Source organism: Enterococcus sp. DIV0755f, assembly GCF_051713725.1.
GTDB lineage: Bacteria > Bacillota > Bacilli > Lactobacillales > Enterococcaceae > Enterococcus_D > Enterococcus_D casseliflavus.
Genome location: NZ_JBIOQL010000001.1, coordinates 546,976 through 560,532 on the forward strand (window position 1 = coordinate 546,976; position 13,557 = coordinate 560,532).

Below are 13,557 nucleotides of genomic sequence, written 5' to 3' on the forward strand. Positions count from 1 at the left end.
TTGTTTTTAAGGGACATCATCCGCTATAAGTGGGGTAAACATTAGGAAGAGCGAAAGGAGTGTGCTACATGCTAACAGGCAACAAAGTCACTTTAACCCCTGCGGAAATCAAAGATAAAGAAGCGGTCTATCAATGGTGTTTTCACTCTGAAACCACAAAATATCATTCCGGACCACCTTCTTATCCTAATGCACCGATCGCCACCGAACCAGAGTTTTTTGAGGACTATCAAGAGTATTACTTTACTGGTGCCCAACCGCAAGATGGCAGAGGCTTTTTGATTCTACATGCAGGTGAACCTATTGGCTTTATTAGCTACTCTTCATTTCATCTAAAAGACGGCATAGCAGAACTGGATATCTGGTTGAATCGGGAAATTCATTGCGGCAAAGGATTTGGCACCGATGCGATCGTCACCCTCGGTGATCATTTACATGAAACATTCGGCATTCAAAAATTGATGATGCGACCATCGAGAAAAAATATTGCTGCAGTCAAATCTTACGAAAAGGCTGGTTTTACGCAATCTTCCCAAGACCTTGCTGACTATTTGTTGGAAGAGTATCTTACTTTATATGCCGAAGGGGATTATGGGGCAGAAGAAACGGTGACATTGATCAAAACGTTTCCGTCAACTGCATTGAGCTGATCTATAATAGTCGGCTTTAAACGGTTAAAGGTTATTTCATGAAAACAGTCCATTTCACTTTGCAAGCAAGGGGAAATGGACTGTTTTTTTACCTTTTAGCAATTTAAGGTCATTCAAAATACTCGTTCTTCGCTCTGTCTTCTAACTTCGTTCGCACGCTAAATTCCTTCCTATGCAACAGTTATCGAAAAATCGCATAAGCCCTCTATCCTTGCTATTCCAGCATTCAGAACAAAACATAAAATAAACATAGTTTTTTTTCAAAATTCCGAGAAACAGCGAGAATGTTTGTTCTATAATGGTCGCTCACTGAAAAAATTCAACAGAATCTGGGAGGGTATAGCATGCAGGAATACATTACGATCCACAACGCCAGGCAGAACAATTTGAAGGGCTTTGACTTGAAGATTCCCAAAAGAAAAATCACGATTTTCACGGGTGTCTCTGGTTCAGGCAAGTCATCGATCGTCTTTGACACGATCGCACAAGAAGCTGGGCGACAGCTGAATGAGAACTTTTCGAAATTTGTCCGCAACTTTTTGCCAAAATATAGCCAGCCCGATGCGGATGCCATCGACAATCTTTCGATGGCGGTAGTAGTTGATCAAAGCCGTTTAGGCGGCAATTCCCGCTCCACATTAGGGACGATCACGGATATCAATCCCTTGATCCGCTTGCTTTTTTCTCGTCTTGGTCAACCGTATTTAGGTCCTGCATGGAATTTCTCTTTCAATGATCCTCATGGGATGTGTCCCACTTGCGAAGGGATTGGGCGCATCGTCGGCTTAGATTTAGAAAAGGCACTGGATCTTGAAAAGTCCTTAAACGAAGGGGCGATCTTGCTTCCTGGCTATAAAGTTGGCTCTTGGCTGCTGAAGTCTTTCACCAATACGGGCTTTTTTGACAATGACAAGCCGTTGAAAGAATATAGCGAAGAAGAAATGAACCGCTTTTTGTATGCCCAAGGAGAAAAAATCGATTCCTTGTATATGGAAGGGATGAGTTCCACCTATGAAGGCTTAGTCGCTCGTTTTAATCGCTCCAATATCAAGGGTGGCAATGAAAGCTCCGCTGCTACCCAGAAGAAAATCGCTTCTTTCATGAATGAGCAGAAGTGTCCTGACTGTCAGGGAAAACGCTTCAATCCACAAGTACTCGCGTGCAAAATCGCGGGCTATTCGATTGCGGACTTTTTGGCGATGCAAGTGGATGAACTATTGACGGTTCTTCAAGAAATCTCGGAGGAGAGTGTCCAACCGCTGCTTCAAAACATCCAAGCGAGAATCACTGATCTAATCAATATCGGGTTGGATTATGTTTCCTTAGATCGTGAAACGACGACCCTTTCTGGTGGGGAAAGTCAGCGGGTAAAAATGGTCAAACACTTGTCTTCTAGCTTGAACGATGTGATCTACATTTTTGATGAACCGAGTATTGGGCTGCATCCAAGAGATGTCCATCGATTGAATGAATTGTTAGTCAAACTACGGGACAAAGGGAACACCGTCATCGTAGTGGAGCATGATCCAGATGTCATTAAAGCAGCTGACCATATTATCGATGTTGGTCCTAAAGCGGGGAAAAATGGCGGCTATATTACCTACGAAGGAACCTTTGAAGGATTGCTGCGCTCAGATACACTGACTGGCAAAGCATTTGGACAGATGGTGGACTTTAAAAAAGCACCTCGCCAGAGTCAGCAGGTTATCGAAACGAAAAAATCGACGCTGCATAACTTGAAAAATACAGTACTGCGGGTGCCATTAGGAGTATTTACAGTGGTGACCGGTGTCGCTGGTTCTGGAAAGAGTAGTTTAGTGAATGGGGTTTTTGCTAAAGAATACCCTGAAGCCATTACGATCGATCAATCAGCGGTGGCGGGAAATATCCGCTCCAATCCAGCGACCTATTCTGGGATTATGAATGACATTCGGAAGTTATTTTCGCAAGAAAACAAGGTCTCAGCAGGTCTTTTTTCCTACAATTCCGAAGGTGCCTGTGAAACGTGCAAAGGCCACGGGTCCATCAAGATGGAGCTGTCCTTTATGGATTCCGTTGAGGTTTTGTGTCAGGCCTGTGGCGGCAAACGGTTTAAAGAAGAAGTCTACCAGTATCGCTTGAAAGGCAAGTCGATCGATGAAGTCCTTGCCATGAGCATCACAGAAGCGGTGGAATTCTTTGAGGAAAAAGCGATTCAAAGAAAACTAAAACAGATTTTGGCTGTGGGACTAGGATACATGACCCTTGGACAGCCATTGAATACCTTGTCTGGTGGTGAATGCCAGCGACTGAAATTAGCAAAAGAATTAAGCAAAAAAGGCAATATCTACATTATGGATGAACCAACAACCGGATTGCACATGGCAAACATCAAGAGCATTTTGGCGATCATCGAACGACTAGTGGAAAAAGGCAACACGGTGATCGTGATCGAACACAACCTTGAGGTCATGAAAGCAGCGGATTGGCTGATCGATGTCGGCATTGATGGCGGGATTCGCGGTGGCGAAGTGTTGTACGAAGGGATTCCAGAAAAACTGATCGAGTGCCAGTCCTCGATTACAGCCCAGTATTTATTTTAATGAGAAAACCAAAATAGCCGCAAGCAGCTCTTTCATCGAGCGCTGCTTGCGGCTTTTTTTCTTTTTCCTCCAGCAAAAAAGAAAATGATAAGTCTAAAAAGTGAATTTCTCCTCGTTATTTTTTTCATTTTTAGTAGGTTTTTTGATTAAAAATATATAAATTTGAGTATATAATTACCAAATAGTGTGCTATTTATGTAATAGTATAGAAAAGAATTTCTTGAAAAAAGGAGTGGGATGAATGAGAGAGTTGCAATTGGCCTTCATCAGCAACCGTACGACTGCGCGCTTGTTTCGGCTGCTGAGTACGATTGAGCGAGACCGTGTGTTCACGATTGGCGACTTAGCAGAGCGCAATCAGGTGACGCAACGAACGATTGCCAATGATATCAAATACATGAAAGAATATTTTGGGGACAGTATTGCCCTCGTTTCGGGCAATAGCGGGTTTGTTTTCGAAGAGAAAAAGCCAGCAGACTATCAAAAAAGAAAGCAAAGCTTGTTAAAAAATGAATGCTTATTTGAAATTATCGGGAATATTTTCCATGGCAAACTATCTAAGGTGGATGAGCTGGCACATCATTATCATTTTTCAGAGAGTACGTTTCGGCGTCTACTCAATCAGCGAAACCCTATTTTAAAAAGCTATGGCTTGCAGTGGGCATCTAATCCCTTAACGATTGAAGGAAGTGAAGCCAACTTGCGTAAGTTTTTCAAAGATTTTTATTACGAAGGTGTGGAAACGATCTATACGTTGGTTCCAGATCAAGCCTTTCATGACTTGATCTTAGGTCAATTGGAGGACAAGTTCGGCTATTATGAAATCGGATCTGGGGCGACTCCCGCAGCGTTTTACTACACATTTTATATTGCCATCAAGCGTGCGAGTCTCGGCTATCGTATCACTATGCCGAAAGAACTGGTTAGACAGGCGTATAAAGGGAACAGTTTTTCCAAGCTCTACGCACTGAAGGAAGGCATTGAAAAAATCTATCAGGTTCAGCTGCCCAAAGAAGAATTCGCTTGGATCTACTTAGTCACCTTGTGCAAGCGAACCTTGGATCAAGAAGAACGAGAGGAAAAGTTTTACCAACAATTTCATCAAGGCGAAGCCATCACAACTGTGACGGACTTGTTTCTTAAAAACCATGAGGTGCCCCAAGCACAAGTCAAAACGGTTGCGACATTTTTACGTTCTTTCTTTTTATCGAGAAAAATTAACCATGCAATTGCGCCGGTTTTGAACAAAGAAATGGATGATATCAAAGAGGTGATCATGCGTTCCAACAGTGAGAGTTACCAAAAGAACTTACAATTTCTTAAGGAGCAGAGCAAAAAACTCTCTTTGTCTACTGCTTACTTAGAAGACATCTGTGTCAGTTTAACGATTTATAGCGAGCTGATTTTCGATTATTATTATGCACCAGCAAAAACCATTTATTTCCTCTTAGAAGGGGATCATTTTGTGTGCCAGCATATCCAAACAAGAGCGATCCAGCGATTTGGCAGCAAGCATAAATTGACGTTTGTTCAACTGCAATATTTAACAAAACATACGCTTAATGCTGCCCATATCGATTTGATCGTGACCAATTACAATCGCTACCTCGTTGATTATAAAGTCAAAACAGATTACTTATTGTTAAAATCTCTCCCGGATGATCGCGATTGGGAACACCTCGAAAGGAAAATAAATCCCCATCAAAAACCGCTCTTTTAAACCAATTGCTGTGCTGTTCACGCGTTTAAATAGGTATGTTATTTATTCATCTATTTCAGGTGTTTATGAAAATAATGATTTTCCTTTGAGAAACGACCACGCTATTCTTAGTTTAGTAAGCAACACGCGTGTCATACTTACAAATAGTTTGTCCCAATAACCTTCGTTTTTGAGAATCCAGAACTCATATGTAGTTATTATTTTATGAAAACTTAATCTAACAACTTTCTCCAGACATTTGATTCATCAAAATGTCTTTTTTTGTCGTTCCCTCAAAAACGAAGAATATTGAGACAGCTTTGCGTGAAAAAGCAAGAAGCTATTCCCTAGTTTTCAGCTTTCTTAACGCAACAAAGACTTGAAGAAAGGAGGATATGATGAAATTACTTACATTGTTTTCTGCCGTATTACTACTGAGCAGCACGGGCGTCAACACGACGATGGCGTTCCAGCAAGTTGCTTATGCAGAAACAGAGTCACTTTCTGAAGGGACGCAACAATCTTCTGGGGAGGAAACCAATAATTCTGCTGATCAATCGGAAACGCAAGAGTCAACCGAGCAAAGCAGCGAGGAACAAACAACCTCATCGGAAGCCACCGATGATTCAACGACCGCTAGCCAAGAAGAAGTAGAAGAAACTGAAGCACTGCCCGAAGCAGAAACGCCAGACAGCTCAGAAGATGAAGAGGAGCCAGAATCTGAAAACGAGCAAGTCGAAGGGTTCGATGCAGATACTGCAACCATCCAACTGACTGTAGCAAGTGAGGCGCAATTGCGGGCAATTTTACTTGGGGAATCCTTCACCGATGAAGAGGGCACGGAGTATCGTTACGAAGAAATCGCCAATGAGCAATCGCTAGTACTTACTTTTGCCAGCAACTTGGCATTAACTGAGCCAATCAGTGGGATCCAACGGACGAACGTTACTTTTCGTAGTCAAGAGATGCCTGTGATCGTTTCACAGACGGCAGCCGAGAACCTGATGCAGTTTGCAGCACCTGTTCAACTGACTTGGCAAGGGGTGCAGCAACAAGGCATCCAGTCAGCGCAAGGGCTGGCTCAAACAACTGGGGCATCAACGATTACTTTTGAAGATACCCAACTGGAGCTGACCACTACCGCAGGACGCGTGGTGAATAACAACCAAGCACAACTTCATTTCAAAGGAACCGATGTGGTGACGACAGCGACGTCTTCTATTCCAACCTTGTTCACGGCAGAAAGGCTTTTGGTTGAAGGGCAATTGACGATCAATCATCGCTCCTCAAATGCCACACCGATTTTTGAAATGAACCAAGTAGCAGTCGCTAGCCAAGCTGAAATTTCTGTCACTCGCAGTACCAACAGCAATACTGGCACCGTCTTTCACATGACGGGTACCGCAGCAAGCCTTGATTTTGGTCAAGGAAGTGTGACGACGATTCGCCAATCTGGTGCGATGGTCTCCTTGCCAAATGCCAATCAAGACAGCCGATTGACGTTAGCCACAGGGGCAACTCTGGATGTTGGTACAGGACAAGGACTTTCCGGGAACTCTACCAGTACGTTAGGAGAGATACGGTTACAAGCAGGTAGTCAGTTAAAGCTATCTGAATACGGGACGGTCAGCGGGACGCCTGCCATCAATGTCGGACGCCGCTTCATCGTTGAAAATAGTACTGCAGACCAACCTACCATCATCGAGGGAACGCGGACGGGCACAACGACCGGGGCATTTATTCAACTTCGAAGTGCGAATTCTGCCATCGATTTGGGGGAGCACACACAAACCAAGGTCTCGCAGCATGGACCGATGTTTACAGGTGTGGCGAGTTCCACGATCGTGATCCAAGACCACGTGAAAATGAACAATCAGCATAGCAACGGGTTTAATGGCAACATAGCCGTTGACAGTATTTCGATTGGTGATCAGGTGGATATAGCCATCAGTGAACCTAGTAATGTCACTGTTGGTCAAGCGTATCGCACCTTTTTCGCAACATCTTCGGTTCAAATTGGCAGTCATACAACAATTGACGTACCGAGAACGCGAACGACCTCTTCAGCAAGTACATCGAACGTCGTCATCGGTTTAGCATCGAGCAACGGAAAAATCACCATTGGTGACTATACAGAAATAGCTGTGAATCAGCGTGGGGCGTTCGTCAACGCAAGCTTGGCTCAGGTAACTTTAGGGAAATACGCGAAACTTACTGGTGTGTTAGGTCATGGCTTCACCGCTGGAACGATGGTCGATCAATTTGAGCTGCTTGAAGGGGCTGAAATCACGATTGCTGAACATTCAACGAGTGCAGCAGCCAATGCGTTTTCCGTGCAACGACGCTTCTTTCTAGGAGAAAAAGCGACGATCAACTATTCTCGCACGTCATCAGCCGCCAATCCTTTCATTGCATTGGGTTCAACGTCGGCGGCATCCCAATTTCTATCAGAAGCAAATGCAACCATCACCCTCAATCAAGTAGGACCATTGGTCACTGGTCGCAGCACAACAGATATCTATATTGGTGAAGCAAATACGATCAGCCTACAAACCGCACAAGGCTTTACCGGCGGTACCTCATCTGCTGCTTCTTCAACCATTCGCAGGTTGCATGTGGGCGATAACTCTGAGATCACCGTTTCTGGACGAAGCAATGCAAATGTTGATTTTTTCCGCTTTAGAGAAGAAATCAAACTCGGACGTGAAGCGAAAGTAACGGTCAATCATACTACACGACAAGCAGCACGAGCGGTCTTTCGTTTAACCTTGGCGAACTCGAAATTTACGATGGAAGAAGCAAGTAAAGTCGAAGTTGATACGGGGGGACGATTTTTACAAGGCGTCGGAACGACGGATCTGCTATTTGGCGAAAATTCCTATACGAGAATCAACGCAGCGAGGGGAATGACAGGAAACACCACTGTTCGTTCCGTTACGCTTGGACAACATGCTGAAGTTCATTTGACAGAGCCAACAACGACGGCGATTCAAAATTCAGCAACAAGTCAAAACTACTCCAGAATCCAAGTGTCGCAAAGAGTGGAATTGCAAGACAATGCCACCATGACGTCAAGAAGAGATCGAACGACTTCAGATTCCCGCTTTATATGGTTGACGGCTAGTAATTCATTTGTTCGGATTGGCAAAGGAGCTACCCTTGACGTGGATCAATCTGGAGGAATCTTTAGAGTCACGACTTCCTCTAATTTCATTCTCAATGATGACGCGACCTTTAAAGGAGTTGCGAGAGGGTTAAATACGCAAGGAGGCGGAAACTGGTCATCTAGTCACTCGAATTCGTTCGCAAACATTACCGTTGGTAAACGAGCGGAATTTTCCCTTACTGATAACCGAACAGGCATGGGGACATCAGCAGAATTTATCAATCGACCACTAGTCAATGTGCGTAATTCATTTTCGGCAGAAGAAGACGCTACGGTTGCATTAGAAACCATAAGAAATAAATCTGAAGTTCTTTATTTCAGACTAGCCAATGCACGATTGAATATAAACAATGTGAATTTGTTTGAAATTAGTCACCCTACGACAAGAACTGGTCAAGCCAATGCGCAATTGCAGCGTTTGATCCGCTCCGCACAAAATACGGTTGCGAATGGTTTGCGAATCAATGTGGCAAGTCAAAAACTAGCAGTTTGGGAAAATGCTTCTTTAGAGGCACCAACGGAAGAATTTATCAATATATCAGGAACGATGCGAATCAATCGAAATGGTGGCAATACCTTCCCCTATGGAGGCACAGGAAATGGCGAAGCACGTTCCAGATTGCTGAGTGGCGAACAATTCGATGGTTCCTTAGAAAGTCTTGAAACACAAACAGATATTTATCAAGTGATTGCGAAAAATAATTACAATAAAATTCGTTTTTCAGAACCAGAAGGCCTCGTTGCCCGAATCGATGCATTGAGTGATCAGTCGACTGAAATCACAGGTTCTATGTACGAGGATACCGATATCACAGTGATCTCCTATACCAATACTGACGGAGAACTCGTCGAATTAGACAAAAACTCTGAACGAATCGAATGGGGCGACTATCGTGATGAAAATCAGCTGTATCGCTATTTCCGTATTCCACTAAGAGAAAATGAACGATTGGAAACCGAGACAGAAGTGTCGATTTTCTTATCAAAACCGTCGATTGAGACCTATGTCGATGTCACAGCTCGTCAAACCGTCATCAAAGGGGTAAACCTTGAAGCGTACAATATCACCTTAGATCGTTATAAGATCAACGAGTTACCTACAAAAGAGGCATTGGATGCTTTGATCCTTCAAGAAAGTCGCGCGCAAGCCGCAAACGTCTTGACGGAAGCGGATATGACGGATGACTTTCGCATCGTAGAAACGGATCTTACACGAGAAGTGGACGAAGACGGCAGCTACTTTGCTGTTCTTGAGGTGGGGAATAAAGCCTACCAGCTGACTATCGGTATCGATGTGACATCGAAACTGGAGCATATGCGAGTGACGATCCCGACCAAAATGGTCTTTGAATCCTTGTACAATACGGCGGAATCGAATCGTAATTTTGAAAGCCAAACGTATGAGATCCGCAATCAATCGCCACTTGCCGTGGATACCTACGTCAATCAACTGGCGATCGATGATAGTGCCAGTATTGTCTTATTAGAAGCGGGAGAAGATCCTCTCGACTATGCCGAAAGTGAAAGCGAAGAAGAAGACCCAACCCTGACCTATGACGACATCTCAACCCCGCTGTTGCGATTGAATCTAAAAACGGAAGAAACACAGATTCAACTCTATGAAGCGATGGAGGAACAACACTTGGTTCGCCTAGAAGAAAGAAGCCGCGTGCCGATTTCCTTAACGGGGGACTTCTATGGAGACTATCCCCAATGGATCGTTGATACAGAAGCCGACCAAGGTGGGTATTATGAAGACTTGCTCGTACCGAAGTATCGCATCGTCTTACGCTTTGTCCCCCGAGATTAAAGAAAAAAGATCGTACCAAACGTGAAGGAGGTGAATCCATTGGAGCAAACGAATCAAACCGAAACTGTTTGTCGTCGCAGTAACAAGAAAAAAGAAACACGGTGAAAGCGTCGCTCCTTAACTATAGGCATCGCTAGAAGCGTAAAGGAGAAACTGTGGGGAAAACTTGCAGTTTCTCTTTTTTTGATGAAAGATTTAACAAAAAATGGACCAAAAGAAGAAACAGTACTTAGTGATACCACAAACGCTGCATAAGTGAGGTCAGTGATAGTTTTGAAAGAAGGATACAGAAGATGAAAATCAAGAAAGAAGCGTTTGAAAGAACCATCATAAATAGTGAATACATCGGGTACTATACCCATCTGCTGAGTGCAGATACTTGCCCGTATCACCAAGGAAAGCAACTCGATACCATGCGTTACTTACTAGAAAACGATCGTATAGAAGAAATAAAAGCCAGTGCTCGCTATTTATTTCCTTTACGTAAATATAAATTACCCAGCAACCTGCAAAAAGAGTATCAATTATTGGAAGAAAGTGTTTCCTTTATCTCAAGCTTAAACACCCATCTGCTGATTCCTCAAGCAGCCATTGAGCAAAGTCTTTCAATCAAGGCAGAAAATGGAGCAAAAGATCAAAAAGAGCATTACAAGCAGCTGGTTAGAGGATTGCTGGATATTCTGCATTGACACCTGTTCTTGGTACTTTTTCAGCAAATAGAAAAAATAGTGAATGAATAACTAGAAAAAAAGCTGAGCTTTACGAAGAAAATAACGGGGCTTGTTCCCCTCAAAGAAAGGAGTAAAAAGCATGACGGTATTTACTTCAAAATCAGAATACCTTGATGGATTTCAAAAGAAATTTGCGGAGTCTCACCGCGCCAATGGCGCTTTAGCGGCGTATGTTGAAAAGCAATTGGCCCTCCTTGATGAATTGGTAGCAGCCATTTCACCAGAAACATTTTGGGCGATCACCCCAGATATTTTGGGCATCGACGCCAAGCTGGTCTTAGTCACAGAAATGATGCGATTCGACGATTTTTCCGACAATGAGATCATTCGAATCGTTGAAAATGATTACCGCTTTTATCTAAAAGAACTGTGTGGTTACAATCTAGGAACAAAAGCGAAACATTCTCTGGTTTTCAATGTGAGATGAATCAAGGAGGGGAATGGTAGGCATCACTTCTAGCAAGACGAGAAGGTAAGAAGTGATGACTATTTTTAATACTTTTGCAATTAGGGAAGGTGAGCGATTGAAATAGAAGGGGTGTATCGAAAAAAGAATGAATAGACAAAAAGCATTCAGGAATTGACTTCTTGAATGCTTTTTGTCTATTCACCTATCAAAAAAAGGTCTTTTCTTTGATTTCTACTTTCTCTCATGTGAAATCACCGTTAAAACGATGCCGAATCAGCAAAAATTCTGCAAATAAAATTATTTGTGTTATATTTGAAGGGCATCTGTTCATTTTTTTAATAATCGTTTATTTTTGATCGCGTATAGTGAGAAAAATAAACGATGCGATGGCTATTTTTTTCGCTTTAATTGATCAGCTGGGGCAGGTTTGTCCAAATAAAACCCTTGTTGAAGAAAAATCTCTTCTTCAAGTAGGTACTCATGGATATCCGAGGTTTCGACCCCTTCGACAATAAATTGGATTTTACGATTGCTGGCGATATTTCGCCAGAAGTCGATCAAAAAGAAAATCTCTTTTTGGGACAGGACTCGCAACGAGATAGGCGAAAATTTGATCACATCGATTTTATCCAGCATCGGTGCAATATTTGTCAGTGAATGAATGCCTGTCCCTACATCATCCAATGCGACAGAAAAGCGCATCTTTTTTATTTGGTTGATTTTGTTCATAAGATAGGACTTGGGATCACAGGCGATAGAAGGTTCTGTATCGTCTTCGGTGATCTCGATCAAAATACGATCATGGTAGGGAGCTAAATCAGCTAACATCAAAAAGGTTTCTGGGTAGCTGAGTTGTTGCGGGTGGATATTGAGACTGATTTTTGTTTCTTCGTTCGGATGAAGCAAGCTGAAAATTTCATTTCGATACCACTGCAGTAAACGAGTATGTAATTTTTTGTATTTGATCACTTGCTGGAAGAAGGAAAGGGGAAACCTATTTCTTTCGGTACTTCTCAATAATAATTCGTAGCCAATCACTTTCTGACTATCTGCTTTCATTTGAAAGATAGGCTGAGCATCAAAATATAATTGGGGAAATATCGATAAGAGTTCTTGTTCTATTTTCTCAGACATTGGTTTCTGCTCCTTTCTGGGGTCGCTTTATTTTTGGTTTCATGAAGTGCAGGAAAAAAGCTTATCTCGTGCGCTGCATCGTTAAAGAATCGAGCCTTTCAAAATCATGGGCGAACGATTTTAAAGAAAAATCTATGAAAGAAAGAAGGAGTAGTGTGTTTGTCCATCTGATTTATGCTGCGATCTATTCTGTGTTAGTCGTGAGCTTGCTCATTTCGTATGATTTGTTTATCAAGAACTTCAAAGAATTGAATTTACGCCTGTCGTTTAAAATTCTTATTGGTATTGTTTTGTTTATTTCGCAAGTCTACTTTATTATATCATTTTCTTTGAACAGTATCGGTTATGTTGCGTATGAATATACGATTCCAATCTTTATTTATTATTTTGGCATTCTCAAAGAAAAAATCTATCTGGTTGGGTTAGTACCCGTCATTTTGCTGACCTTTTTTGCATTGATCAATAAATTTGAATGGGAAGCCATGCTCTTTATTATCGGATTAAATTACATCATTTTAATCGTTACGGGCTTATTAAAGAAAAGATTTTATGGACAACCAAATCACACGGCATTTTACCTATTTTCGATTTTCGTTACGGTTGTCTCGCCGATGCTCAACGCCTTGCTTTTTTATCGCCGCGAAATTAGCGTTTGGGATGTAGTGTCTTTAGGCATTGGATCTGTGGGGATCGTTTCTTTATGGAAGTATTATTTGCAGAATCAAAAAAATTTCCTGGAAAAAATTAACACAAAAATCATTGAACGCAATTATGATGAGTTGACCAAGGTGAAAAATTTCCGCAGTCTGAACGAGGATATTTCAAAGCTGGCGCTACCTGAGAAGGACCAGCTCGTCGTGGTGATGATGGATTTAGATCATTTTAAGCGCATCAATGATCACCATGGGCATCAAATCGGCAATCAAGCCCTATCCTTCTTTTCGGAAAAACTGATGACGTTTCTCTACCAGAAAAGTCCTTCCCATTTAGTCGAAGTCTATCGATATGGCGGCGAAGAATTTTTAGTCCTATTTAAAGAGAATACTTCTGATGCTGTGAAAAAAATTATTGAAGAATTCCATTTGTTTTTAAGCAATGAACAGTTGAAATTAGAAACCGCCCAACTGACCCTTTACTTTTCGGCAGGGATTTCAGAAGCAGCCTCTGCGTTAGACATTTCAGAAACCTTTTACCAAGCAGATCAAGCATTGTACGAAGCCAAAAGGAAGGGCAGAAACCGCACGATTATTTTTTCTTGAGACGTTTGCTTTTCTAAAGAAGGTTTCACAGTCTTTTCTCAAGTAGATCAGGTGTTGTAAAAAACCAAAAGGAAAGACAAGGTCGTATGATTTTTTTAGACGAATGCTTTTCAGAAG

At 42.3% G+C, this 13,557-nt stretch carries 8 protein-coding genes; 7 read left to right on the forward strand and 1 reads right to left on the reverse strand.

Annotated features, from left to right (window positions below; translation table 11 throughout):
- The first annotated feature begins 68 nt into the window (after window positions 1–68).
- From IGI73_RS02525 to IGI73_RS02550, 6 genes are all read left to right on the forward strand, one after another.
- Window positions 69–650 carry a GNAT family N-acetyltransferase gene (locus tag IGI73_RS02525; RefSeq protein ID WP_413159463.1) on the forward strand — a complete coding sequence of 194 codons (582 nt, stop codon included), beginning with the start codon at window positions 69–71 and terminating at the stop codon, window positions 648–650.
- A gap of 344 nt (window positions 651–994) precedes the next feature.
- Window positions 995–3,232 carry an ATP-binding cassette domain-containing protein gene (locus tag IGI73_RS02530; RefSeq protein ID WP_438759038.1) on the forward strand — a complete coding sequence of 746 codons (2,238 nt, stop codon included), beginning with the start codon at window positions 995–997 and terminating at the stop codon, window positions 3,230–3,232.
- A 241-nt stretch (window positions 3,233–3,473) separates the two neighbouring features.
- Window positions 3,474–4,952, forward strand: coding sequence for a helix-turn-helix domain-containing protein (locus IGI73_RS02535; protein WP_438759039.1), 1,479 nt, complete (start codon window positions 3,474–3,476; stop codon window positions 4,950–4,952).
- Between the two features lie 374 nt (window positions 4,953–5,326).
- Window positions 5,327–9,907, forward strand: coding sequence for a hypothetical protein (locus tag IGI73_RS02540; protein WP_438759040.1), 4,581 nt, complete (start codon window positions 5,327–5,329; stop codon window positions 9,905–9,907).
- Window positions 9,908–10,200: 293 nt separating this feature from the next.
- Window positions 10,201–10,596: a hypothetical protein gene (locus IGI73_RS02545; protein WP_115231767.1), complete on the forward strand. Its 396-nt coding sequence runs from the start codon at window positions 10,201–10,203 to the stop codon at window positions 10,594–10,596.
- A 121-nt stretch (window positions 10,597–10,717) separates the two neighbouring features.
- Complete coding sequence (locus IGI73_RS02550; RefSeq protein WP_231473253.1) at window positions 10,718–11,065, forward strand: DUF7006 family protein; 348 nt, start codon at window positions 10,718–10,720, stop codon at window positions 11,063–11,065.
- Window positions 11,066–11,437: 372 nt separating this feature from the next.
- On the opposite strand, the gene IGI73_RS02555 is transcribed toward IGI73_RS02550, so the two are convergent.
- Window positions 11,438–12,181 (reverse strand): EAL domain-containing protein, encoded by a 744-nt coding sequence (locus IGI73_RS02555; protein WP_218212312.1) that lies wholly within the window; start codon window positions 12,179–12,181, stop codon window positions 11,438–11,440.
- 134 nt (window positions 12,182–12,315) lie between these two features.
- Here IGI73_RS02555 and IGI73_RS02560 point away from each other — a divergent pair, with 134 nt between their 5' ends.
- Window positions 12,316–13,440 (forward strand): GGDEF domain-containing protein, encoded by a 1,125-nt coding sequence (locus IGI73_RS02560; protein ID WP_231473252.1) that lies wholly within the window; start codon window positions 12,316–12,318, stop codon window positions 13,438–13,440.
- The last annotated feature ends 117 nt before the right edge of the window (window positions 13,441–13,557 follow it).